Here is a 24,787-nt window from a genome sequence, read left to right on the forward strand (position 1 = left end):
CCATGATCGTCACTCCCGGATTCAAGGTCTTCCGATTCTTCGGACTCGCCTTCCTCTCCATCGTCGTCCTGGTGCCGCTCTACGTGGTGGTCACGACGTCGCTCAAGCCCCTCGCCGACGTGCAGGGCGCCTTCACCTGGATCCCCTCGAACTTCACCATCAAGCCGTACTTCGACATCTGGGAGACGGTCCCGCTGGCGCAGTACTTCAAGAACAGCCTGATCGTGACCTGCTCGGCGACGATTCTCAGCGTGATCATGGCCGTTCTCGCGGCCTACGCTCTGGCTCGCCTACGGTTCAAGGGCCAGCGACCGTTCAGTCTGGTGGTGCTGTCGACGCAGATGTTCCCCGGCATCCTCTTCCTGCTGCCGCTGTTCCTGATCTTCGTGCAGATCCGCAACGCCTCCGGTCTTCAGCTGACGGGCTCGTATGCGGGCCTCATCATCACGTACATGACGTTCTCACTCCCGTTCTCGATCTGGATGCTGACCGGCTATTTCGCCAGCATCCCGAAGGAGCTCGAGGAGGCGTCGATGATCGATGGCACCGGCCGAATGGGTGCGCTCTTCCGCGTCATCATCCCGGTCGCGAAGCCCGGCATCATCGCGGTCGCGGTCTACGCGTTCATCACGGCGTGGGGAGAGGTGCTCTTCGCCTCGGTGCTCACGTCGAACGACACCCGTACCCTGGCGATCGGCCTGCAGGCCTATTCGTCCCAGCAAGACGTCTACTGGAACCAGCTCATGGCCGCTTCGGTCGTCGTCTCGCTGCCCGTCCTGATCGGCTTCATGTTCGTGCAGAAGCACCTGATCACCGGCCTCTCCTCGGGTGCCGTCAAGTAGCACCCGGAGCGCCTGGCCGACGAGCACCGAACCGAAGGATCCCGCACAGCGTCGATCGACCCGGCCCAGAAGGGCAGAGTGAGACCATGCCACGCACACTCCTCCCGGGTCAGGTCTGCCAGATCCTGATCGTGGATGCCGTCACCGGTGAGGCCGAGGTCGTCTTCGAGAGCGGCGAGGTGCTCGTCGAGGCTCCCAACTGGAGCCACGACGGGCGGTGGCTCGTCGTCAACGGCGACGGGCTCCTCTGGCGGCTCCGGGTCGACGGGGGCGCGGCACACAACGGGGGCGAGGCCGGCGACGGTGTGCTCGAGCCGGTCGAGATGGCCGGTGTGCCCGAGATCAACAACGACCACTGCATTGCGCCCGACGGATCGTCGATCGTGGTCAGCGCCAAAGACGGCCATCTCTACGAGGTGCCGTTCGACGGTGGCTCGGGCCGCCGGATCACCCGTGAGCACCCGGACGGCCGCGGCTACAAGAACTACCTGCACGGCGTCTCACCCGACGGCTCGACGCTCACCGTGATCGTCGGCGCGCGCCCGACGACGACGTCGCCGACGACGGACTGGCGCACCAACGTCGCCCTGGTGGCGGTGGCCGACGGAGCGACGACGTTCGTCACCGACGACGCCCACCCCGACGACGGCGCCGAGTTCTCGCCCGACGGCGCGTGGGTCTGGTTCAACACCGAACGGTTCACGACCGAGGCGGGGCACGCGCAGCTCGCGCGGATTCGGCCGGACGGATCGGACGTGTCGCGGATCCTCGTCTCTGACACGGTCGACTGGTTTCCGCACCCGTCGCCCGACCAGTCGCGGCTGGTCTACGTCGCCTACGGCGCCGGCACGCTCGGCCACCCGGAGAACCGTGACGTCGTGCTGCGCGTGATGGAACTCGACCGGGGCGAACCGCTGCCCGAGACGGCACGTGATCTGCTGCCGCTCTTCGGCGGCCAGGGCACGATCAACGTGGCCGGATGGGCGCCCGATTCGCGGCGGTTCGCTGCTGCCGCGTACCCCCTCGCTACGCGTCCCTGACCTGGCCGCCCTTGAGATAGAGCCGACGCTCGGCGCGACGGGCCACTGACGAGTCGTGGGTGACCATGATGAAGGTCAACCCCCGGTCGCGCCAGACGCCCTCGAGGAGCTCCATGATCTCGTCGCGGGTGGTCTCGTCTAGCGATCCGGTCGGCTCGTCGGCGAGGAGCACCTGCGGCTCTTTGACCAGCGCGCGAGCGATCGCCACGCGCTGCTGCTGGCCGCCCGAGAGCTCGGCCGGGAGGTGGTCGCCGCGCTCGCCGAGTCCGACGGATTCGAGGGCCGCCGCCGACTTCGCCTTCTGCTCGTCGCGCGACATCGACGACCTCGCGAAGGCGGTCTCGACGTTCTCGAGCGCCGTCAGTGTCGGAATCAGGTTAAAGCTCTGAAAGACAAAGCCGATCTCCTTAGCGCGGACGTCGGCGAGCTTCGACTCCACGAGGCCCGACACCTTCTTGTCGCCCAGCAGCACTTCGCCCGAGGTGGGCTTGTCGAGGGCTCCGAGCATCTGCAGCAGCGTCGACTTACCGCCGCCGGTGGGGCCCTGGATCGCGACCATCTGACCGGTCGGGATCTCGAGGGTGACCTTGTTCAAGGCCGTGATGGTGCGCTTCTTCTGCACGTACGTCTTGGTGACGTCTTTCAGCGTGTACATGGGGTTCCGTTCGGTTGAAGAGAGATCAGGATCCGCGGCCTACGCCACACTGCGAAGCGCCTCGGCCGGTCGCAGGCGCGATGCCCGCCACCCGCCGATCGCGCCGGCGAGGAGTCCGCCGATCACCGCGAGGGCGACCGCCACGACGATGATCGTCACGGCGATCGGGGCATGCAGGCTGACCTCGGTGGCCGTCGTCGCAACCTGGGCGCCGAAGGATCCCGCGCCGCCCGTGGTTCCGCCTTCGGTTCCCGTGCCGGTGCCGCCCGCGGCGCCGCCCGGGGGAGTGCCGCCGCCCATGCCGCCGGCGGTAGTAGATGCCGCACCGCCCGAGAGCGTCGGGGCGATGATGTTGATGATCACGACGCCGAGGATTCCGACGACGACGCCGACCACTCCGCCGATGAGGCCCTGCACGAGCGACTCGCCGGCCACCTGGCGCACGATGCGCCCGTTCGACCAGCCGATCGCCTTCAGAGTGCCGAACTCGCGGGTGCGGCGGGTGACGCCCGAGACGGTGAAGAGGATCGCGATCAAGAAGGCCGCGGCCAGCACGATGATCGAGAGCCAGGTGCCGAGGCTCGAGACGAGGCTCGACGCGGTCGAGAGCGAGCCGGAGACGCTCGAGGCCAGGTCGGACTCGGTCGAGACGGTGGCCTTGGGCAGCGCCTTCTCGAGTGCCGTCTTGACGGCGGAGACGTCGGTTGACGACTCGGCGCTCACGTAGATGGTGCTGATCTTGCCGTCGAGGTCGGCGACCTTCTGGGCGGTGTCGAGCGGCATGTACATGTCGGAGCCGGTGGTCGACGACGACGACGTCGAGGTGACGATGCCGACGACCTTGAAGGTCGTGTCGCCGATCTTCTTGGAGTCACCGACGGCGAGGCTCTCGGTCTTCGCGTAGGCGCTGTCGACGACGAGCACGTTCTTGCCGGCGTCGGAGGCGGCGAATGTCCGGCCCTTGGTCAGCTCGACGCTCGTGAGGGGGCCGACCGCGTCGGCGGTCACACTGACGCCCGAGACGGTGGTCTGGTCGAACGAGAACGAGCCTCCGCCGAAACCTCCGCCAGTGCCGCCACCGGGAGCACCCGTGGCCGTGCCCGTGGGCTCCTGCTGTGCGGCGCCCGTGCCTGATCCTTGGGTTCCGGTCGTGCCCGAATCTTGTTGCGTGGTGGTCCCCGAGAAGTCGTTGAGCTGCAGAGACAGCGTGGCGGCGGCGTTCTTGACGCCGGTCGTCTTCTCGACGGTGGTGAGGGCGGTGTCGGCGAAGGTCGCCGTGCCGCGGGCGGCAGTCAGACTCGACTGCGAGAGCGACGTGCTGTTGCCCGAGGTCGTGCCCCCGCCCGAGCCGAAGTTGAAGGTGGGGCGCCCGCCGGTCGACGACGGGGTCTGGGTCTGGCTGATCGTGATGTCGGTGCCGACGCCGTAGACAGATTCGAGAACGGTCGACTGCGCGGCCTTCACACCGCCCGCCACCGAGTTGACGATGATCACGAGCGCGATGGCAAGTGCCATGCCGGTCGCGATGATGGCCGTCTGCTTACGCCGGTTGCTCAGCTCCCGGAACAGATAGGTCAAGAACATGGGTCTCCTCTGGAGTGGTGCGGGGTCGTGGTGATCGTGCGAAGGGGGCGCACTCGCTCGCTGTGCGAACGTCAGAACCGTAGGGAGACGCGTTATGCCCGGACTATCGCGGGCCTATCAATCCCTGATGAGGCAGGTCGATTGCCCGTGTGGGAATTCCAGGGCTGGCTCATCAGGTCATCACAGACGGCTCATAGAAAACCCCAGATACTTGAAAACGTGACCACTTCAGCCCCCATCACCGCACCTGCCGCTCCGCGCCTGACTCGCGCCGACGGCTCGCCCCTCCGCGTGCTCGTCGTCGACGATGAGAACAGCCTCACCGACCTGCTCTCCATGGCCCTCCGCTACGAGGGCTGGGAGGTCAAGGCCGCACCCGACGGGCAGACCGCCCTGAACCTCGCTCGCGAGTTCAAGCCCGACGCGATCGTGCTCGACGTCATGCTCCCCGACATCGACGGCCTTCAGGTGCTGGGCCGCCTCCGCAACGGTGGAGACGACACCCCGATCCTGTTCCTCACCGCGAAAGACGCCGTCGAGGATCGCGTCACGGGCCTGACCGCCGGCGGCGACGACTACGTCACGAAGCCGTTCAGCCTCGAAGAGGTCGTCGCCCGCCTCCGCGGCCTCATTCGCCGCTCCGCCGCCATGGTGTCGGAGGGTGGCGACTCGCGCATCGTCGTCGGCGACCTCGTGCTCGACGAAGAGAGCTACGAGGTGTCGCGCGCCGGTCGCGAGATCGAGCTCACCGCCACCGAGTTCGAGCTGCTCCGCTTTCTCATGCGCAACCCCCGCCGCGTGCTCTCGAAGGCGCAGATTCTCGACCGCGTCTGGAGCTACGACTTCGGCGGCAAATCCAGCGTCGTCGAGATCTACATCTCGTACCTGCGCAAGAAGATCGACGCCGGCGAAGAAGCCATGATCCACACCGTCCGCGGCGTGGGTTACGTGATCAAGCCCCTCTCGTGAGCTCGTTCCACCCCGCCAGTGCCGTCCGCGGGTGGGCTCGCTCGTGGCGCGGCCCGCTGACGCTGCGGCGTCGGCTGGTGCTGAGTATTGTCGCGATCTCGGCGTTGCTGGCGATTGTGATCGGTGTGCTCTCCGTGCTCGTGTTGCAGAAGGTTCTGGAGTCGCAGCTCGACGCGAATGTGAAGTCGAGCCTCTCGCGGGCGCTTGTGCAGTCCGCTCCGACACAGCCCAGCGAAGGCTTTGGCTCGGAGGCGGGCCGCGGTCAGATCGTCGGGACCATCGCGATCGTCTCGCTCAAGGGGCAACTGCTGGACTCGCAGCAAGTTACTGAAGATGGGACGCCGGGTTCCGTAGGGGAGTCGGCTACAACCGCGCTGACCAACTTGGCCGTGAGTGACACGCCTCGGACAATGGATCTGGGCGGGTCGTACGGGCGCTACCGCGTTGAGGCCACGAACGTGCCGCTCACGAACAGGACGACCAACGAGACGGTGGTCGTGCATGTTGCTGTTGCGCTGCCTATGGACAGCGTCACCGGCCCCGTCTCCAAGCTGATCGCCGGAATCGCCATCATCGCCGCCGTCGGTATCGCCGTCGCCGTGTTCTTCGCGCTCGTCACCGTCCGCTACGCCCTTGCACCCCTCGAGCGCATCGCCAACACGGCGTCGCGCGTCTCTGAGATGCCGCTCGACCGAGGCGAGGTCGCCCTCGACGACCGCGTTCCCGACGAAGACACCGACACCCGCACCGAGGTCGGCCGCGTCGGCGCCGCCATGAACCGCATGCTCGGTCACGTCTCGCATGCGCTCACGGCCCGGCAGGAGTCCGAGAATAAGGTGCGGCAGTTCGTCGCCGATGCCTCGCACGAGCTCCGCACTCCGTTGGCTTCGGTCCGCGGGTATGCCGAGCTGACCCGCCGCATGGGCAAAGACCTGCCCGAAGACGTCGTCTACGCGATGAGTCGTATCGAATCGGAGTCGGTCCGTATGACGTCGCTGGTCGAAGAGCTGCTGCTGCTCGCCCGACTCGACGAGGGCACCGACCTGGTGAAAAAGGAGGCCGACCTCACCCGGATCGTCCTCGACGCCGTCCACGACACACACGTCTCGTCGACCGGCCACACCTTTGACGTCTCGGTCGACGAGAAGCCGATCACCCTCCTCGGCGATCCGATGCGCCTGCACCAGGTGGTCGCGAACCTTCTGACGAACGCCCGCACCCACACGCCGGAGGGAACCGAGATCTGGGTGAACCTGGAGCGCGACGACGGGACGCACGAGGCGGTCATCACGGTGACCGACAACGGACCGGGCATCGACCCCGCCGTCATGCCGGTGCTGTTCGAGCGGTTCGCGAGGGCCGACAGCTCGCGTTCGCGCAAGGCCGGCTCGACCGGGCTCGGGCTCGCGATTGTTCAAGCCGTCGTTCAGTCGCACGGCGGCACGGTCACGGCGTCCAACGCCGACCCCGGAGCCGTCTTCACCGTGCGCCTGCCCCTGGAGCGCGCCCCTCAGGGCGCTCCCGCCCCGCTTCCCGCGCCGACCTCCGCTCCCGCTGTCTCGTAGCTGCTCGTCCCTTGTCAGTTCGGCGAGACTCCGCAAATGGCCCATCCCGCTCACGGTGATGGGCCATTTTTGGAGTCTCACCGCCTCACCCCGCCGGGGCGCAGGATCCTGCGGGGTGCGTCGAGCGCGAGACTCCAGTAGGTGCGGGTGCGGCAGGCCTGCACCCACGACTACTGGAGTCTCGGCGCCCGGGCGGCCCGGGCGGCCCGGGCGGCCCGGGAGGGCGCCGGGGTGCAGGTGAGCGGGTGGCGTGAGCACGAGTTGCAGGATCCTGAACGGGCACCTATGCTTGTCGAAGCCCAAGACCGCTGGTTGTCGGTGCCCGCTGCAAAGCAGGCGTCGGCCGAAGGTTCTCTTACAAGAGACGTCCCGCGCAGGTGTGTGAAGCTTTCAAGCTCCGTGCGTCTGCGCGGAGCTTTTTTTGTGCGATAACCGGGATTCGTAAGAGTCCACAGGGGCTGCCAGCATTCACACGTTAGGAGCGACATGGCGAACAAGGAAGCTTCGGTCGCCGAGCTCACGGAACTCTTCCGTAGCTCGACCGCCGTCCTGCTCACCGAGTACCGCGGCCTCTCCGTTGCTCAGCTCAAAACGCTGCGCACCGGTATCCGTGAGGACGCCACCTACGCCGTCGTGAAGAACACGCTCACCAAGATTGCGGCGAACGCTGCGGGGATCTCGTTGTTCGACGACGAACTCGCCGGCCCGTCGGCTATCGCTTTCGTTCACGGAGACCCTGTCGCCGTGGCCAAGAGCATGCGTGAATTCGCGAAGGCGAACCCCGAGCTGATCGTGAAGGGCGGTTACTTCGACGGTAACGCTCTGACCGCAGCCGAGGTCAACCAGCTCGCCGACCTCGAGTCGCGGGAGGTGCTGCTGGGCAAACTGGCTGGCGCCTTCAAGGCTTCGCTGTTCGGTGCGGCGTACCTGTTCCAGGCCCCGCTCTCCAAGACCGTTCGCACGGTCGAGGCGCTGCGTGCCAAGCAGGACACCGCTGCGTAAGCAGCTCGGTACTCGTTACAAGCACCACCACCCCACTTTTTAGAAACGCAATAAGGAGAAAACAATGGCAAAGCTCAGCCAGGACGAACTGATCGAGGCTTTCAAGGAGCTCACGCTCATCGAGCTCAGCGACTTCGTCAAGAAGTTCGAAGAGGTCTTCGAGGTCACCGCTGCTGCCCCCGTCGCCGCTGCCGGTGCCGCTGGCCCCGCCGCCCCCGCTGAAGAGGTCGAGGAGAAGGACTCCTTCGACGTCGTCCTCGAGGCCGCTGGCGACAAGAAGATCCAGGTCATCAAGGAGGTCCGTGCGCTCACGAGCCTCGGACTCGGCGAGGCCAAGGCTGTCGTCGACGGTGCCCCCAGCACCGTCCTCGAGGGTGCCAACAAGGAGACCGCCGAGAAGGCCAAGGCTGCTCTCGAGGCCGCTGGCGCCACGATCACCCTCAAGTAACTCAGCTTCACCAGCACCATCGGGAAAGCCCCGGGCCGAGAGGTCCGGGGCTTTCTCGCGTCCTGCTGTCGACCGCGGGCTCTAGCCGTCGGCCAGCCCCAGCTGCACCGCGAGGGCGATCGCCTCGCGTCGGTTCGTCGCCCCGAGCTTGCGGTAGATGCTGCGCACGTGGCTCTTGACGGTGTTGACCGAGATGAACAGCTCGTTGCCGATCTGGTTCAGGGTCGCTCCGGTCGCCAGGTGGCGCACGATCACGAGTTCGCGCTCGCTGAGCGGGTCGGCCAGCACGACGGTCTCGGCGGGGGTCGTGCCCTGCAGACGTTCGAGCAGGGCTGCCACGCGAGCGGGTTGCTCACGGTCTGCGGCGCGCGTGAGCAGGCTGTCGAGCACCTCGTGGGGAAGCGGGCGATACGCCCAGGTCGTTCCGTTCGTCGCTGACATCAGCAGCGAGCGGTCGAAGGCGATGTTCGAGGCGACGCGATTGCCGAGGTCGTCCTGTGCGGCGGCGACGATGGCGAAGATCTGCGCTCGTACGCGGTCGGAGTGGAGGTCGCCGAGGGCGATGCAGTCGGCGAGGGTGTCGAGGGCCGCCTGCGGATCGCCCAGGAGGAACGAGGCGAGCGCCCCCACCCGTGCCGGGCATGTCACGTGGTGCTGCCCCGGCTCGAGATCTGCCATCGCCTGCCGTGCTTCGACGACTTCGCCGAGCGTGCGGAGCACTTCGGAGCGAAGGATCCGAGACGCCGAGTCGAGCACCTGATCCCCCGTGAAGGAGGCGAGAAGCCGCGTCACCCGGCCGAGCAGATCGAGCGCCTCGATCTCGCTGCCGGCCGCGTGGCGCGCGAGCGCCTCGGCGAACGCCGCGTGGGCTTCCCACTCGGTTCCGCGACTGGCGACGCGGACATCACGGAGCTGCGTCTCGAGGTCGTGGGGAACAGCGTCGCGCTCGATCAGCAGGTGGAACCGCGTGATCTGGGCGAGCGCGCCGAACCCGCTGCGGAGCAGCTCGGTGCCGTCGGCCTGCTGTGCGGCGAGTTCGATCTGCCTCTCGGCGCGGGCGAAGTCGCCGAACTGGAAGGCGACGTAGGCGAGTGCCGAGTGGCATTCGACGCGTTCGGCGGTCGGGAGGTGCTCGCTCGCCAGCCCCTCGGCGAGCGACAGGGCGAAAAGGGCTTCGTCGTAGGCGCCGAGGTGCACGCGCACGAGACCGAGTTGCAACGAGAACGAGGCGCTCAGGTCGATCCGTCGGCTGATCTCGAGCGAGGTGTCCTGCTCGATCATCGCCCGCGCGGTCTCGAGGTGCGTGCGGGCGGCATTCACGTCGCCGAGGGTGCGGAGCGTCGCTGCGAAGTGGACGAGGTAGCCCGCCCGCACGTCGATGGGACTCTCCGGGTCGGCCTTGATGTTCTTGTCGACGGCGCGGAACCAGGGGAGCGCGGCACTTCGGCTCGTCGACCCGATAGACCGGTGGCTGACCGCGAGCGCGAGCAGGATCCGGGCGCGACCGCGCCATTCGGATTCGGGCACGCTGCGCACGGCCTCGCGAAGCCTCGCCCCCTGGATCGGCGCGATCTGCGGCCACATCCTCTCGACGGTGTCGAGCATGGTGCGATTGTCGAGCTGGAGTGCCGTCGAGGTTTCGGGTTCGACGGTCGTGTCGTTTCGGGAATTCACGGGATTACCTCTGCCACATCGGGTAGTTCCCCGCTCGGGACGGGGAATGCGGCGGTCGGGAGGAGAGCGGAAGGTCGATCGTCGGGCGGACCGGGTGTCGGGAGGTCTTCCGTGAGTCCCCCCTGGCTTCCGTGCCCCTACCTGATCAACATCATAAACTGAGATTTCTTTTTCAACCGGGGAATTCGCAAGTCCACCCCAACTGGGGTCAGCCCTCTGCCGCCGCCTCGCCTCGTTCGACAGGCCTACAGTGACGGAATGAGCAAGGGCACGCCGTGAGCAAGATGGATTCAGTCGCTTCGGGCGGGGGCATGCGGGGCGCTCGTGGGGGCGGCGGTCGGCCGGGCGGGCCCGGCCGGGTATCCGGAGCCGATGCCAAGGCGCAGCGGGCCGCGAATGCCGAGGCCCCTCGGATCCCGGATCTCTTCGGGCGGATCCGGAGCCTGTTCTCGCCGTACCGTCGGGCGATCGTCGTCACCGTCGTTCTCGTGCTGATCTCGGCGGGCATCAGCGTGATCCCGCCACTGCTGACCCAGCAGGCGTTCGACCGCGGGCTCTTCCCGGCGGGCGGGCCCGACATCGCCGTGCTGACCAGGCTCGTCGGCGCGATGGTGGGGCTGTGGGTGCTGTCCGCCGGCATCGGAGTGTGGCAGACCTATCTCACGGCGACCGTCGGAAACAAGGTCATGGGAGCCCTCCGCATCCGCCTCTTCGGGCACCTGCAGCGAATGGAGCTCGCGTTCTTCACCCGGACGAAGACGGGGGTGATCCAGTCGCGGCTGCAGAACGACGTCGGCGGTGTGGCCAACGTGCTGAGCAACACGATCTCGAGCGTGCTCGGCAACACCGTCACGGTCATCGCGGCGTTCGTCGCCATGCTGCTGCTCTCGTGGCAGATGACCGTGGTCGCGGTCATCCTGCTTCCCCTTCTCGTCATCGCCCAGCGCCGGGTCGGTCAGGTGCGGGCGCGAATCGCGACGCAGACGCAGGAGTCGCTGTCGGATATGACCGCCATCACGCAGGAGACCCTCAGCGTCTCGGGGATCCTTCTCGCCAAGAGCTTCAACCAGCAGCGCACCGAGGTGGAGCGGTACTCGGCCGAGAACCGCACCCAGATCGGTCTGCAGGTTCGGCAGACGATGAGCGGGCAGGGCTTCTTCGCCGTGGTGAGCATCTTCCTCACGATCATCCCGGCAGTCATCTACGTGGTCGCCGCGTATCTGATCCAGGGCGGCGTCGACGTGACGGCGGGCACGATCGTGGCGTTCACGACCGTGCAGTCGCGGCTGACGTTCCCGCTCATGGCCCTGCTCCGGGTCGCCCTCGACATCCAGACCTCGGGGGCGCTCTTCGCGCGCATCTTCGAGTACCTCGACCTGACCCCCGCCATTCGCGAGCCGGCCGAGGCCAAGCGGGTCGACGAGGCGGGCCTCGGGCGAGTGGCGTTCGACGACGTCTCGTTCTCGTACCCCGACGCCGAGCCGGGGCAGAAGACGCTCGACGGTCTCACCTTCGACATCGAGCCGGGGCAGTTCGCGGCCTTCGTCGGGCCGTCCGGGGCGGGCAAGACCACGATCTCGTATCTGATCCCGCGGTTCTACGAAGCGTCGGGCGGGGCGGTCCGTTTTGCCGGGTCGGACGTCCGCGATCTCGACCAGGAGTCACTCGTCGGCAACATCGGCATCGTGAGCCAGGAGACCTACCTGTTCCATGCCACGATCGCCGAGAACCTGCGGTACGCGCGGCCCGAGGCCTCCGACGAGCAGCTGATCGAGGCGGCGCGCCAGGCCAACATCCACGAGACGATCGCCTCGTTCCCCGACGGGTACGACACGGTGGTGGGGGAGCGGGGGTATCGGCTCTCCGGTGGCGAGAAGCAGCGGATCGCCATCGCCCGGGTCCTCCTCAAGGATCCGGCGGTCCTCGTGCTCGATGAGGCCACGTCGGCGCTCGACTCCGTCTCGGAGCGCATCGTCCAGACCGCGCTCGACACGGCGACTCGGGGGCGGACGACGATTGCGATCGCCCACCGCCTCTCGACCGTGCGCAGCGCCGACGTGATCTTCGTCGTGCGGGCGGGTCGGATCGTCGAGCGGGGAACCCACGACGAGCTCGTCGCAGTCGGCGGCCTCTACTCCGAACTGTACGAGCAGCAGAGCAGCGCCATCGCCTGATCGATCGCTCGTGCCGCTCGGAGCGTGCCCGCCCGACCGGCGTCATGCTCCGGTGACGCGGAGGTGCGATCTATAGACTCGATGAGTGAAGTACGCGGAAACCGTCATCGACCTCATCGGCAACACACCTCTCGTCAAGTTGAACCGGGTCACGGAGGGAATCGCCGCGACCGTTCTGGTCAAGGTGGAATACCTCAACCCGGGCGGCTCGTCGAAGGATCGCATTGCGACCCGCATCCTCGATGCCGCAGAGCGCGACGGGCACCTCAAACCCGGTGGCACGATCGTCGAGCCGACGAGCGGCAACACGGGTGTCGGGCTCGCTCTCGTCGCCCAGCAGCGCGGCTATCGCTGCATCTTCGTGCTGCCCGACAAGGTGGGCGAAGACAAGCGCAACGTTTTGACTGCCTATGGCGCCGAGATCGTCGTGACTCCGACGGCGGTCGCCCCCGACAGCCCCGAGTCGTATTACAGCGTCTCCGACCGCCTCGTACGCGAGACGCCCGGTGCGTTCAAGCCGAACCAGTACGAGAACCAGAACGGCCCTCTAAGCCACTACGAGACAACCGGCCCCGAGATCTGGCGCGACACCGACGGAGCCCTCACCCACTTCGTCGCCGGTGTCGGCACCGGAGGCACCATCAGCGGCACCGGCCGATACCTCAAGGAGGTGTCGGAGGGTCGCGTCACGATCGTCGGCGCCGACCCGGAGGGCAGCGTCTACTCGGGCGGCACCGGCCGCCCCTATCTCGTCGAGGGCGTCGGCGAAGACTTCTGGCCGGGTGCCTACGACGGGTCGGTCGTCGACCGGATCATCGCCGTCTCCGACGCCCAGTCGTTCGACATGACTCGCCGCCTCGCCCGCGAGGAGGGGCTGCTCGTCGGCGGATCGAGCGGCATGGCGGTCGTCGCTGCGCTGGAGGCCGCGCGCGACCTCGGCCCGGACGACACCGTGGTGGTGCTGCTGCCCGACAGCGGGCGCGGCTACCTGGGCAAGATCTTCAACGACCGATGGATGCGCTCGTACGGCTTCAGCGACGAAGGAGCCGAGAAGACCGTCGGCGACCTGATCGCGTCGAAGAGCGGCGCCCTGCCCGACCTGGTGCACGCCCACCCCTCCGACACCGTCCGCGATGTCGTGCAGATCATGGCCAAGTACGGCGTCTCGCAGATGCCCGTCCTCTCAGCCGAGCCCCCTGTCGTCATCGGCGAGGTCGTCGGAGCCGTCGACGAGCGGGCGCTCCTCGAGCAGGTGTTCTCCGGCGCCGCGCAGATGACGGATCCCGTGGCGAAGTTCATTGGCGCGCCCCTCGCCCTCGTCGGACTCAACGAGCCCGTGACGACGGCGCGCCGCGCCCTGGAGAAGAACGACGCCCTCCTGGTCACCTCCGACGGCAAGCCCGCCGCCGTCGTGACCCGCCACGACCTGCTCGCCTACCTGTCGGAATGACCGAGAAAGCTCCCATGACCCACGACGAATCAGCCCACGCCTTCGAGACCCGCGCGATTCACGCCGGGCAGGAGTTCGACCCGACCACCGGCGCGATCATCCCGCCGATCTACCAGACTTCGACGTTCGTCCAAGACGGCATCGGTGGCTTTCGAGGGGGCTACGAGTACGGGAGGTCGGCGAACCCGACCCGCGACTCGCTTCAGACGCTCCTCGCGAGTCTGGAACAGGGATCCTCGGCTTTCAGCTTCGCTTCCGGTCTCGCGGCCGAAGACGCCCTGCTGAGGTCGGTGCTCACGCCGGGCTCGCGCGTGCTGATGGGGAACGACGTGTATGGCGGTACCCACCGTCTCGTCAATCGAGTCTGGGCCCCGTGGGGCGTCACTCTCGAGACGGTCGACATGAGCGACCTCGACGCGGTGCGCGCCGCCGCCCGACCGGGCGAGACAACAGTGCTCTGGGTCGAGACCCCGTCGAACCCGCTGATGAAGATCACCGACATAGCCGGCCTCTCCGAGATCGGCCGGGCAGCTGGCGCGCTTGTCGTCGTCGACAACACGTTCGCGTCTCCGTACGTCCAGCAGCCGATCACGCTCGGCGCCGACGCGGTGGTGCATTCCACGACGAAGTACCTCGGCGGCCACTCCGACACCCTCGGCGGCGCCGTGGTCGTGAACGATGACGAGCTCGCCTCGAAGGTCGGGTTCATGCAGTTCGGCGCGGGCGCCATCTCGGCGCCCATGGAGGCGTGGCTCACCGTTCGAGGCATCAAGACCCTTGGCGTCCGCGTCGACCGCCACTCCGACAACGCACAACTCATCGCCGACGCTCTGGTCTCGCACCCGGCCGTCGAGACCGTCTACTACCCGGGTCTCGAGTCGCACCCCGGGCACGCTCTCGCAGCGCGCCAGATGAAGCGGTTCGGCGGCATGCTGTCGGTCGGGCTCGCAGGAGGGCCTGCCGCGGCCAAGACGTTCGCCGAGTCGACGGAGCTCTTCCAGCTCGCCGAATCTCTCGGAGGCGTGGAGTCGCTCATCGGCTACCCCTCCGAGATGACGCACGCGTCGGTCAAGGGCACCGAGCTCGAGGTGCCGGAGAACGTGATCCGGCTCTCGGTCGGCATCGAGTCGGGCAACGACCTCCTGGCCGACGTGCTGCAGGCGCTCGACCGTATCTGACCCACCGCCGTCCGGCCCGAGGCCCCGGTTCTTTCCCTTCGCACAGAGCGAAGCGGAAGGATCCCGGGGCCTTCGTCGTTCCCGCCCCCACTCCCGACATATCAAGTATTGATTCACGCGCAGCCTCAAAGTACTATTGACATCTAGAATGTCAGCACCCTGGAGGCTGTTCCATGACCGTCATCACCCGCTCAGAGAGCCGACCCGCCCCCGGGCAGAACCTGGGTTGGGCCATCGGCGAGGCGACCAGTGGCGACGGGCTTCCGAGGTCGTCCGAATCGGTCCTGAAAAGGGGTGTCGACGTCGTCGGCGCGGCAATCGGGCTCGTCGTCCTCTTCCCGTTCCTGTTGCTCGTGGCCCTCGCCATCCGCATTTCAACCCCGGGAGCAGCGCTTTACCGTCAAGAACGCGTCGGTCTCGACGGGCGTCCGTTCTCCATCGTCAAGTTCCGCACCATGTACACCGACGCCGACGAGCGACTGGCCGCTCTCAAAGCCCAGGGCTCGTTCGCCGGCCCGCTCTTCAAGCTCGAAAACGACCCGCGCGTCACCCGCGTCGGCCGGTTTCTCCGCAAATTCTCGATTGACGAGCTGCCGCAGCTCTGGAACGTCCTGCTGGGTGACATGAGCCTCGTCGGCCCGCGCCCCGCTCTGCGATGTGAGGTCGACGCGTATTGCCCGCGAGCGCTCCGCCGTCTCGAGGCCGTTCCCGGGATGACGGGCGCATGGCAGGTCGGAGGGCGAAGCGATCTCACCTGGGAGCAGAGTCTCGATCTCGACGTCGGCTACGTCGATGGCTGGTCGCACCGGGTCGACGCCAAGATTCTGCTCGCCACGTTTCGAGCCGTGGTCCGACCCGTCGGCGCCTACTAGCCCCCCCCAGCGTTCTTCGATCCGTTCCGGGGTGCCGAGACCGCGCACCCCGATTGTTGGCACTCAACCCGAAAGCACCCGATGGCACCCGACCCCACCCCTTTCGACCGTCTCGTCTCTGCGGCCTCGTCGCCCGACGCCCCGCAGGGAGAAGACGGTCAGCCCTCCCGCAGTGCGGTACGGACGGCGGCTCGTCGTCGACGTCGAGCGCGCCGTCGACTGCTCGTGGCAGCCCTCGTCGTCGTGGCCCTGATCGGCGGATCCGTGGGCGGCGGGCTCTTCTTCGTCCATCAGATCGTCGGCAAGAACATCACGGCCCTCGCCGACGACCAGGTCTTCCCCGACGAGGCGGGGAGGCCACCCGCCTCCTCGACGGGCGAGCGCAACATCCTGCTCCTCGGCTCCGATTCCCGCCAGAAGGGCACCGAACACGACCTCGAGAAGCCCGGCTCGCAACGCGCCGACACGATGATGCTGGTGCACGTGGCCGCCGACCGCAAAACGGTCACGGTGATGTCGATCATGCGCGACCTCTACGTGCCCGTGCCCGGGCATGGCGAGGCGAAGATCAACGCGGCCCTCGCCTGGGGCGGAACCCCGCTCGCCGTGCAGACCATCGAGGGGCTCCTCGGGGCCCGAATCGACCATGTCGCCATCATCGACTTCGATGGGCTCGCGGCGATGACGACCGCGCTCGGTGGCGTCTGGGTCGACAACCCGCAGCAGTTCACGGCGAAACACGGCACCGACAGGTTCTTCGCCGCCGGGCCGATCAAGCTGCAGGGGGAGCGCGCGCTGACCTTCGCTCGCGAGCGCTACGCCTTCGCCACCGGCGACTTCCAGCGGGTCGCGAATCAGCAACTTCTGCTGAAAGGAATGCTGAGCAGGGTTCTCAGCCGAGACGTGCTCGGCGACCCCTCCAGCTTCGTCGACTTCGCGAGCGAGGCTTCGAAAAACCTCAGCGTCGACGCCCGGTTCACTCTGCGCGAGATGGCTTCGCTCGCCTACAGCCTCCGCGGCATCGACCTCGGCGACATCGACTTCTTCACCATGCCGACCGCGGGCACGGGCACGATCGGCACACAATCGGTGGTGAAGCTCGATGAGGGGCAGACTGCGGCGCTCCGAAAGGCTCTGGCCGACGACACCACGGCCCAGTTCGCGGCCGCGCTCACCGAGAAGAACGGCTAGAGCTCGCTAGTCCCACCACGCGGGGATCACCAGCATGATGTTGTCGAGCAGTACCTTGCGGCTGGTGCGCCTGCCCGTCAACCAGTTCTCGATCAGACCGACGAGGCCGTGTGCGATAAAGCCCGCCGCGAGCGAGGGCGACAGCCCCTCGGGAATCCTTCCCGAGATGCGTTGCTCGAAATGCAACATCGACGACGTCTCGAAGTGGCGAGCCAGCACGCGGTGCGTCGACGCATCAAGGGGATCGGGCAGGGCCAAGCGGTAGATGTCGCGGTAGCGGACCACATGGTCGATGACGCGATCCATGCCCTTTCGCGTGATCTCGGGGGGCTGGTGCGTGCCCGCGGTCCGCAAAGCGAGGTCGGCTTCGCGGATGGCATCGAGTTCAGGCGTCAAGACGTCGGTCAGCAGCGCCCCGGGTGAGGTCGCGTGGCTGTAGAAAGTGGCACGGTTGATGCCGGCCGCACGAGTGACGTCGGCGACGGTGATAGTCGAGACCGGTGCCACTGACGCCAACTCGATGATCGCGGCGTGCAATGACTTCGTCGTCTGCACAATTCGGGCGTCGACCATGGTTCCTCCCCATCCGGTGGTGTGCCCCGAGCCTAGACGTCGTGGGCCCCCTTCCGTCGCACGTCTCCGACCGCGACTTCGGCTAGGCGACACCTGCCGATCAGGGCTAGGGTGAAACGGTGTCGGCCGACGAGTCGACACCGATCACCCCTCGTCTCTGCGCGGCCTCGGCCCCGGGCCCGGTCTTCCGTTCTGCCCGGCACTGCCCTCTTCCGCGTCACCACACTCAATTCCGTCAAAGGAGCTCCGTGACCATCGTCGTGCACCCGGGCGACTCGCTCACCCGGCGACAGCGTCTCGTCTACATCGTCGTCCTCGGCGCCCTCACGGCGCTCGGCCCTGCCACCATCGACCTGTATCTACCGGCGTTCCCCGAACTGCAGGCCGACTTCGGAGTCAGCAAGGCGGTCGTCCAACTGACCTTGACCGCGACGACCATCGGCTTCGGTCTGGGGCAGCTCCTCGTCGGTCCGTGGAGCGACAAGGTCGGTCGCCGTGTGCCGCTCATCGTGGCGAGTTCCGTCCACGTGCTGGCGAGCGTCGGCGCCGCCACGGCGGTCAACGTCGAGGTGCTCGGGCTCTTTCGCGTGCTCCAGGGTATGGGCGCCGCCGCCGGGGGTGTCGTCGCGATGGCACTCGTGCGCGACCTCTTCGGCGGTCGCCCCCTGGTCAAGATGTTGTCGCGTCTCGCTCTCGTGAACGGGCTCGCTCCGATCCTCGCTCCCGTCATCGGATCCCAGCTCCTGCGCGCGACGAGCTGGCGGGGCATCTTCGTCGTCCTCGCTGCCTACGGCGTCTTCGTCGTGCTCAGTGCTATCTTCTTCATCGTCGAAACGCTGCCCAAGGAGCGTCGTCACGAGGCCGGCCACACGACCCTCCGCCAGCGATACCGCGTGTTGTTCCGCGACCGCATCTTCGTGGGAGTGGCACTGATCGGGGCGATGGTCTTTTCGGGCCTCTTCTCGTACCTCTCGTCGTCGTCGTTCCTGTTCCAAGATCTCTACGGCATGAACGCTCAGCAGTACGGGCTCCTCTTCGCGGTGAACTCGCTCGGCGTCGTGCTGGGCGTACAGATCAGCGCCCGTCTGGCTCAGCGGATCGGGCCTCAGTGGATCCTTGCCGGGTCGACCAGCGTGATGTTCCTGTGCGCCGTCGCGATCGTGTCGCTCGACCAGCTCGACCTCGGCATCGTCGGCCTGCTGGTGCCGCTGTGGCTGTTCATCTGCTCGTGCGGATTCTCGTTCCCGCAGGTGCAGGTGCTCGCCCTGGCGAATCACGGCAAAGAGGCGGGCACGGCGGCGTCGCTGCTCGGCGCACTCAACTTCGGCCTTGCCGGTCTCATCTCGCCGATCGTCGGGCTCATCGGCATCACGACTGCGGCCCCGATGGGAGCCGTGATGGTGTGCACGACGTCGGTCGCGATCCTCAGCCTCTGGTTCTTGGTCAGGCCCCGCACCGTGCCGGCGCTCGGGCACTGAATTCACTGAGAGTTAAGGATCCGACGGATCGGTACCGTAGGCGCATGACACCGGATCCCCACCCACCCGGGCAGGGCGAGCAGCGACTCGCCCTCCGCGTTCAGCGTCGCTGGCCCCTGGCGAGTGCCCTCGGAGGCGTCGGTCTCGCGCTCCTCCTGGGCTGGCTGATCATGACGCGGGGTGGCGCGACCTCCCTCGACGCCGAGTGGATGGAAGAACTCGTCGAGCATCGCTCGCCGCTCTGGGAGGTGCCGGCCCTCGTGATGGACTTCCTCGGCGGCGGATGGTTCGGCACGTTCGTCGTGCCTCTCGCGGTCCTCGCGGTGCTCCTGATCACTCGCCGACGCTGGGGAGCGGTGTACTTCCTCGCTGCGACGCTGCTCAGTGCCGGTCTCGTGCAGGTGCTCAAGCACACGTTCGCTCGAGCCCGGCCGCTTGAGATCCTCGTGCAGAGTGACTTCGGATCCTTTCCATCGGGCCATGTCGCGAACGCCGCGACGATGGCCGTGACGCTCGGCGTCATCATCCGCCTGCGAGGCGTGTGGATTGCCGGCGCCGTGTACGTCGTCGCCATGCTGCTCAGCCGCACCTATCTCGGTGCGCACTGGCTGACCGACACCCTGGGCGGGTTTCTGGTCGGAGCGGGCATCGCGGTGATCCTTTGGGCGCCCTTCGCGCACAGGCTCCTCCGCGAGCGACAGCGCCGCCGAGAGCAGTCGTCCGACACGGCGGCTTTGGCCGAATCACGCGCCTGAACGGTTCGGTGATTCGGCAGAGTTTCGTGGCGTCAGCGACCGGCTGACCACCTCCGGGTGAAACATACCCGGTGGTCGGATACCACCCGAACTGGGCTGTTCGTGGGATCCTGGTCTCCCCTAAAGTGGCAAGACGACGCAGTTCCTCCTCAGGGGTGAAGAGCACAGCGAAACCGACGTTCTAGGGGGAACGACTTGAGTACAACCACGCCCACGAGCGGCCGTCCACCGCGCGGTGGTCGAGACCGGGCGCGTGCCGACCTGGACGGCAACCCGATTCCGCGAAGTGCGCGCCTCGACTCTCACGTCGTCGAAGTGTTCGCTCAGCCTCACGAGTCTCTCGGCCGAACGGCACTCCTGTCGGGGGCTTTCAGCCTGGCCCCCGTCTTCGCCGCGGTGCTGCTGCTGACGCTGACATCGTCCTTCTGGCCTGTCATCGTGCTCGGCGAGATCATCGTGGCCTGCCTCTTCTTCGCTGTGTACATCCGATTTCGGCTCGTCCACTCGGCGATCACCCCCGATCGCTTCCTGAAACGGCGCATGCTCCTCTCGCCCGTGTCGGTCGATCTCGACCGAGTCGACCGAGTGCTGATCAACCGCGTGTACCGGACGTCGTCGACAGAAGCCCTCCTGCAACTGCTCGCCATCGACAACCGCGGGCACCGCCTGTTCGGCCTGAGCGCGCTGTTTTGGTCGGACGACGACATCCGTCGAGTGGCCGATCACCTCGGGATTCCGACGACGGTCGACAACGCGCCGCTGTCGCGCACCGAGTACTACGCCGCTTTTCCGATGGCCCGGGGATGGTACGCGCGGCGTCCGGCACGGGCCGTGATGGTGCTCGCGGCGACGGCTCTGGTGGCGGTCGGCGCTCTGGTGGTCAACGGGTGGGTGCACCCCGCCTGACGGGTGTTGCCGGGGCGCCGAGTGCCGCCTTCTGCTGGTTTCCGGGGGCCGCGGCCGACATTTGGCGGCACTCGCGGGCCCGCCACGACGGGGTCTACTCAGTCGTCGGGGTGGGACAGCGCTTGCTCGCGGAGGCGGTCGATGTCGCGGCGGTCGCGCTTCGTGGGGCGGCCGGTTCCGCGGTCGCGGATCGGAACGAACGCGCGCTCTTCGCGCGGCGGTGGCGGGGGAGTGAGGTCGGTCAGTGCGGTGGCCGCGACGGGGGCGCCGACGCGCTTGAGCAGGAGCGTGCGAACCACGACGATCCGGTCGAACCCCTCGATGCGCGTGCGGATCTCGTCGCCGGGGCGTATGGCCTGAGCGGCTTTCACGCGTTCGCCGTTGACTCGCACGTGCCCGGCACGGCAGGCGGCGGTGGCGGCCGATCGCGTTTTGAACACGCGCACGGCCCACAGCCACACGTCGACTCGTGCGCTGCTGATCTCGGCCATGCTCCCACCCTACGTCCCGCCGAATCCTCAATTTCGATGCTCCCCGCTTTCCCCGACCCGTCATTTCTGAGGTCTCACCCCTGCAGTGAGCCGCTGGGAGCGGGAGCGACCCAGCGGAACTAGCAATGCCCCTGCCCGGCTTCGAAGAAACCGGACAGGGGCAAAGCATTTCGCGGGAGCGAAGCGACCGCGGGGAGCGGAGCGACCCAGAGAAACTAGCGAGACCCCCGGCCGATTTCGTCAGAAATCGGACAGGGGTCTCGTTGAGCGGAGAATGGGGGATTCGAACCCCCGAGGGCGTAAACCCAACACGCTTTCCAAGCGTGCGCCATAGGCCACTAGGCGAATTCTCCAGTGATCGTCGCCCGGAGGCGGCGTTCGACCTTGAGAACTCTACCGGGTTCGCGGCGTGGTGACGAACCGGGTGGGCTGGATCCTTGTCGGTGTCGGTATCGCAGGCCGCTCCGAGCATCCGGCCCTAGGGTTGGTCGCGTGTCGACACGCATCTACATCACGTCAGCAGAGGGCCACACCGGCAAGTCGACTGTGGCGCTCGGGGTGCTCGACACCCTGAGTCACGAGTTGGGCCGGGTGGGGGTGTTCCGGCCGGTCGCCAGGTCGACGTCGGAGCCCGACTATGTGCTTGAGTTGCTGCTCGCTCACGACAGCGTCGATCTGCCGTATGACGAGTGCATCGGCGTCACCTACGACGATGTCCACGCGGATCCGGATGCGGCGCTGGCGACGATCGTGGGGCGTTTTGCAGCCATCGAGCGGCAGTGTGACGCCGTGGTGATCGTCGGTTCCGACTACACCGATGTCGGCAGCCCGACCGAACTGTCGTTCAATGCCCGTATCGCTGCCAACCTCGGGGCGCCCGTGCTGTTGGTGCTCGGCGGGCGCACGGCCGATGGTGACCGGTCTCGCACGGGGGCCGATATGCGTCAGGTCGCCGAGCTGACGACCATCGAGCTCCGCAACGAGCACGCGAGTCTGCTGGCCGTCGTTGCGAACCGCGTCGAGCCCGACTTGATGGCGGAGGTCGTTGCCGGCATCCGCGGGGCCCTCGAGGCCGGCCCCGAGGGCACCGTGCCGGTCTGGGCGCTGCCCGAAGACCGCGTGCTGGTCTCGCCGACCCTTCGCGCCGTGATGTCGGCGACGCGGGCTCGGCTGATCCGTGGTGACGACGCTCTGCTCGACCGCGAGGCCGTCGGCGTCGTGGTCGCCGCCATGTCGATGGAGAACGTGTTGCCCCGCCTCACGGAGGGCGCTGTCGTCGTGGTTCCCGGCGATCGCTCCGACGTGCTCGTCGCGACCGTTCTCGCGCACGCGTCCGACACGTTCCCGTCGCTGGCCGGCATCGTCTTGAACGGCGGGTTCGACCTCGCGCCGCAGGTGGTCCGCCTCATCGGCGGCCTGAACAGCCCGCTCCCCATTCTCTGGTCGGAGCTCGGCACCTACGACACGGCCCTGCGCATCACGCAGACGCGCGGTCGCCTGGCGGCCGAGTCGCCGCGCAAGTACGACCTCGCCCTGTCGCTGTTCGAGACCAACGTCGACGGCGCCGAGCTGCTCCGGCTGCTGCAGGTCAGCCCCTCCGAGGTCGTCACACCGCTCATGTTCGAGTACCAGTTGCTCGAACGCGCTCGCGGCAACAAGAAGCACATCGTGCTGCCAGAGGGCGACGACGACCGCATTCTGCGCGCTGCCTCGTCGCTGCTCCAGCGCGGGGTCGCCGATCTCACCCTGCTCGGCAACGAGTCGAGCGTGCGCTCCCGTGGCGCTGAGCTCGGCCTCGACCTCGACGACGCCACCGTGCTCGATCCGAACGATCACGACCTGCAGACGAAGTTCGCCACTGAGTACGCCGCCCTCCGCGCGCACAAGGGCGTGACGATCGATATGGCGATGGACACCGTCACCGACGTCTCGTACTTCGGCACGATGATGGTGACGATGGGGCTCGCCGACGGAATGGTCTCGGGCGCGAAGCACACCACGGCGCACACGATCCGTCCGTCGTTCGAGGTCATCAAGACCCGCCCGGGTGTGAAGGTCGTCTCGAGCGTGTTCCTGATGGCGCTCGCCGATCGCGTGCTGGTCTACGGTGACTGCGCCGTGATCCCCGACCCGACGGCGGAGCAGCTCGCCGACATCGCTATCTCGTCGGCCGAGACGGCAGCGCAGTTCGGAATCGAGCCGCGCATCGCAATGCTCAGCTACTCGACCGGAACCTCAGGATCCGGCGCCGACGTCGAAAAGGTCCGCGCCGCCACGGCGCTGGTGCGCGAACGCCGACCCGACCTCCTGGTCGAGGGCCCGATCCAGTACGACGCCGCCGCCGACCCCGGCGTCGCGGCCACCAAGATGCCCGACTCGCAGGTGGCAGGCCGGGCGACCGTGTTCATCTTCCCCGACCTCAACACGGGCAACAACACGTACAAGGCCGTCCAGCGGAGTGCTGGCGCGGTCGCTATCGGGCCGATCCTGCAGGGGCTGAACAAGCCGATCAACGACCTGTCGCGCGGCGCCCTGGTGAGCGACATCGTGAACACGGTCGCCATCACCGCGATCCAGGCCGGTACCCAGTAGCAGTCGGGTCTGTCTCGGATCCTCGTTTTCTCTTCTTAGGAGCACCACTGTGAGCGCAGTCCTCGTCGTCAACTCCGGTTCGTCGTCGTTCAAGTACCAGCTGATCGAGCTCGAGGGGGAGCGGACTCTCGCCTCCGGCCTCGTCGAACGGATCGGCGAGGTGACCGGCGTCACGAAGCACAAGAACGCGAAGACCGGCGACGAGACGTCGAACGACTCGATCGCGATCCCCGATCACGCCGCGGGGTTCGCGGCGATGCTGAAAGCCTTCGAGCAGCACGGGCCCTCGTTCGACGAGCACCCGCTGATCGCGGTCGGGCATCGGGTCGTGCACGGCGGCTCGGAGTTCGATCGCGCCACCGTCGTCACCCCCGACGTCGAGAAGGCCATCGAGCGGCTCTCCGCTCTCGCGCCGTTGCACAACCCGGCGAACCTGCAGGGGATCCGCGCGGCTCGCGAGGCCTTCCCCGACTCGCCGCAGGTCGCCGTGTTCGACACGGCGTTCCACCAAACGCTCGCCCCCGCCGCCTACACGTATGCGATCGACGCGGCGCTCGCCGAGAAGCACTCGATCCGCCGCTACGGGTTCCACGGCACATCGCACAAGTTCGTCTCGCAGGCCGCCGCAGACTTTCTCGGCAAGCCGCTCGCCGAGCTGAAGATGATCGTGCTGCACATCGGCAACGGCGCCTCCGCGACCGCAATCGACGGCGGACGCAGCATCGAGACGTCGATGGGTCTCACGCCCCTCGAGGGCCTCGTGATGGGCACGCGCTCCGGCGACGTCGACCCGGCTGTCGTGTTCCACCTGCACCGCGAAGAACGGCTCTCGTTCGAAGAGCTCGAAACGATGCTCAACAAGAAGAGCGGACTGCTCGGCCTCACCGGCAACGGCGACATGCGCGACGTCCAAGACGCGGCTTCGCGGGGCGACGAGGTCGCCGAGGGGGCCCTCGCCGTCTACCGGCACAGGATCCGGCACTACGTCGGCGCGTACATCGCGCAACTGGGCGGTCTCGACGCGATCGTCTTCACCGCCGGCGTCGGCGAGAACAACGCGCTGCTGCGGCGCCGAACCCTGCTCGGCCTCGACTTTCTCGGCATCACGATCGACGACGACCGCAACGAGCTCGGATCCCGCGACGCCCGCTACATCTCGGCGGAGGGGGCGCCGGTTGCCGTGCTGGTCGTGCCGACCGACGAGGAGCTCGAGATCGCGCGGCAGGCGGCTGCTTTGGTCTGAGTCTGTTGGGCGCGACAGCGGTCGCGGCCCGGGCTGTATTTGTTGGGCGCGACAGCGGTCGCGGCACCGGACCTCCGACAAGCTCCGGTCGTTCGATGCTGCGAC

Annotated in this window: 21 protein-coding genes and 1 tRNA gene; 16 read left to right on the forward strand and 6 right to left on the reverse strand. The window is 67.3% G+C overall.

The features are described from left to right. Positions 1-2 precede the first annotated feature (2 nt). Together EDF39_RS07805 and EDF39_RS07810 are read left to right on the forward strand one after the other, a co-directional pair. Complete coding sequence (locus EDF39_RS07805; RefSeq protein ID WP_055959613.1) at positions 3-842, forward strand: carbohydrate ABC transporter permease; 840 nt, start codon at positions 3-5, stop codon at positions 840-842. A gap of 86 nt (positions 843-928) precedes the next feature. Continuing rightward, positions 929-1,882 carry a biopolymer transporter Tol gene (locus tag EDF39_RS07810; protein WP_123941884.1) on the forward strand — a complete coding sequence of 318 codons (954 nt, stop codon included), beginning with the start codon at positions 929-931 and terminating at the stop codon, positions 1,880-1,882. Here EDF39_RS07810 and EDF39_RS07815 read toward each other — a convergent pair. Beyond that, on the reverse strand, positions 1,869-2,537 hold the full coding sequence (locus EDF39_RS07815) for an ABC transporter ATP-binding protein (protein WP_123941886.1): 669 nt from the start codon (positions 2,535-2,537) through the stop codon (positions 1,869-1,871). The two genes, EDF39_RS07810 and EDF39_RS07815, sit on opposite strands and share 14 nt — an antisense overlap. Before the next feature lie 39 nt (positions 2,538-2,576). Beyond that, positions 2,577-4,121: an ABC transporter permease gene (locus tag EDF39_RS07820; RefSeq protein ID WP_123941888.1), complete on the reverse strand. Its 1,545-nt coding sequence runs from the start codon at positions 4,119-4,121 to the stop codon at positions 2,577-2,579. 207 nt (positions 4,122-4,328) lie between these two features. On the opposite strand from EDF39_RS07820, the gene EDF39_RS07825 reads away from it, so the two are divergent. The 4 genes from EDF39_RS07825 (at position 4,329) to rplL (ending at position 8,105) form a co-directional block, all read left to right on the forward strand. Continuing rightward, positions 4,329-5,090 (forward strand): response regulator transcription factor, encoded by a 762-nt coding sequence (locus EDF39_RS07825; RefSeq protein ID WP_055962145.1) that lies wholly within the window; start codon positions 4,329-4,331, stop codon positions 5,088-5,090. Continuing rightward, complete coding sequence (locus tag EDF39_RS07830; protein ID WP_199726159.1) at positions 5,087-6,655, forward strand: cell wall metabolism sensor histidine kinase WalK; 1,569 nt, start codon at positions 5,087-5,089, stop codon at positions 6,653-6,655. The genes EDF39_RS07825 and EDF39_RS07830 overlap by 4 nt, the downstream gene beginning before the upstream one ends. Before the next feature lie 486 nt (positions 6,656-7,141). Further along, a complete protein-coding gene (gene rplJ, locus EDF39_RS07835; RefSeq protein WP_123941889.1) occupies positions 7,142-7,657 on the forward strand; it encodes a 50S ribosomal protein L10 in 516 nt (171 codons plus the stop codon). 64 nt (positions 7,658-7,721) lie between these two features. Continuing rightward, positions 7,722-8,105: a 50S ribosomal protein L7/L12 gene (rplL, locus tag EDF39_RS07840; protein WP_055959601.1), complete on the forward strand. Its 384-nt coding sequence runs from the start codon at positions 7,722-7,724 to the stop codon at positions 8,103-8,105. A gap of 81 nt (positions 8,106-8,186) precedes the next feature. Here the strand turns inward: rplL and EDF39_RS07845 are convergent, their stop codons facing one another. Next, positions 8,187-9,779, reverse strand: coding sequence for a LuxR C-terminal-related transcriptional regulator (locus tag EDF39_RS07845; RefSeq protein WP_055959599.1), 1,593 nt, complete (start codon positions 9,777-9,779; stop codon positions 8,187-8,189). 284 nt (positions 9,780-10,063) lie between these two features. Between EDF39_RS07845 and EDF39_RS07850 the strand changes: the two genes are divergently transcribed. The 5 genes from EDF39_RS07850 to EDF39_RS07870 all read left to right on the forward strand — a co-directional run bounded on the left by EDF39_RS07850 (position 10,064) and on the right by EDF39_RS07870 (position 16,644). Further along, complete coding sequence (locus tag EDF39_RS07850) at positions 10,064-11,953, forward strand: ABC transporter ATP-binding protein (RefSeq protein ID WP_123942384.1); 1,890 nt, start codon at positions 10,064-10,066, stop codon at positions 11,951-11,953. An 85-nt stretch (positions 11,954-12,038) separates the two neighbouring features. Then, complete coding sequence (locus EDF39_RS07855; RefSeq protein ID WP_055959595.1) at positions 12,039-13,403, forward strand: cystathionine beta-synthase; 1,365 nt, start codon at positions 12,039-12,041, stop codon at positions 13,401-13,403. A 14-nt stretch (positions 13,404-13,417) separates the two neighbouring features. Then, positions 13,418-14,581: a cystathionine gamma-synthase gene (locus EDF39_RS07860; protein ID WP_055962142.1), complete on the forward strand. Its 1,164-nt coding sequence runs from the start codon at positions 13,418-13,420 to the stop codon at positions 14,579-14,581. A 173-nt stretch (positions 14,582-14,754) separates the two neighbouring features. Continuing rightward, on the forward strand, positions 14,755-15,453 hold the full coding sequence (locus EDF39_RS07865; RefSeq protein WP_123941891.1) for a sugar transferase: 699 nt from the start codon (positions 14,755-14,757) through the stop codon (positions 15,451-15,453). An 81-nt stretch (positions 15,454-15,534) separates the two neighbouring features. After that, positions 15,535-16,644, forward strand: coding sequence for an LCP family protein (locus EDF39_RS07870; protein WP_123941893.1), 1,110 nt, complete (start codon positions 15,535-15,537; stop codon positions 16,642-16,644). A 6-nt stretch (positions 16,645-16,650) separates the two neighbouring features. On the opposite strand, the gene EDF39_RS07875 is transcribed toward EDF39_RS07870, so the two are convergent. Then, complete coding sequence (locus EDF39_RS07875) at positions 16,651-17,217, reverse strand: TetR/AcrR family transcriptional regulator (RefSeq protein ID WP_123941895.1); 567 nt, start codon at positions 17,215-17,217, stop codon at positions 16,651-16,653. Positions 17,218-17,465: 248 nt separating this feature from the next. On the opposite strand from EDF39_RS07875, the gene EDF39_RS07880 reads away from it, so the two are divergent. The 3 genes from EDF39_RS07880 to EDF39_RS07890 all read left to right on the forward strand — a co-directional run bounded on the left by EDF39_RS07880 (position 17,466) and on the right by EDF39_RS07890 (position 20,356). Further along, entirely contained in the window at positions 17,466-18,695 is a 1,230-nt protein-coding gene (locus EDF39_RS07880) for a multidrug effflux MFS transporter (RefSeq protein WP_123941897.1), read from the forward strand. 44 nt (positions 18,696-18,739) lie between these two features. Continuing rightward, entirely contained in the window at positions 18,740-19,450 is a 711-nt protein-coding gene (locus EDF39_RS07885) for a phosphatase PAP2 family protein (protein ID WP_233573012.1), read from the forward strand. A gap of 195 nt (positions 19,451-19,645) precedes the next feature. Beyond that, on the forward strand, positions 19,646-20,356 hold the full coding sequence (locus tag EDF39_RS07890) for a hypothetical protein (protein ID WP_123941899.1): 711 nt from the start codon (positions 19,646-19,648) through the stop codon (positions 20,354-20,356). Positions 20,357-20,454: 98 nt separating this feature from the next. On the opposite strand, the gene EDF39_RS07895 is transcribed toward EDF39_RS07890, so the two are convergent. Both EDF39_RS07895 and EDF39_RS07900 read right to left on the reverse strand, forming a co-directional pair. Then, a complete protein-coding gene (locus EDF39_RS07895) occupies positions 20,455-20,847 on the reverse strand; it encodes an RNA-binding S4 domain-containing protein (RefSeq protein WP_123941901.1) in 393 nt (130 codons plus the stop codon). Positions 20,848-21,115: 268 nt separating this feature from the next. Then, a tRNA-Ser gene (locus tag EDF39_RS07900) sits at positions 21,116-21,200 on the reverse strand. 139 nt (positions 21,201-21,339) lie between these two features. Here EDF39_RS07900 and pta point away from each other — a divergent pair. Both pta and EDF39_RS07910 read left to right on the forward strand, forming a co-directional pair. After that, a complete protein-coding gene (gene pta, locus EDF39_RS07905) occupies positions 21,340-23,439 on the forward strand; it encodes a phosphate acetyltransferase (RefSeq protein WP_123941903.1) in 2,100 nt (699 codons plus the stop codon). Between the two features lie 49 nt (positions 23,440-23,488). Next, a complete protein-coding gene (locus EDF39_RS07910) occupies positions 23,489-24,682 on the forward strand; it encodes an acetate/propionate family kinase (protein ID WP_123941905.1) in 1,194 nt (397 codons plus the stop codon). Positions 24,683-24,787 lie beyond the last annotated feature (105 nt).

Origin of the sequence: Frondihabitans sp. PhB161 (assembly GCF_003814635.1) — a bacterium.
GTDB lineage: Bacteria > Actinomycetota > Actinomycetes > Actinomycetales > Microbacteriaceae > Frondihabitans.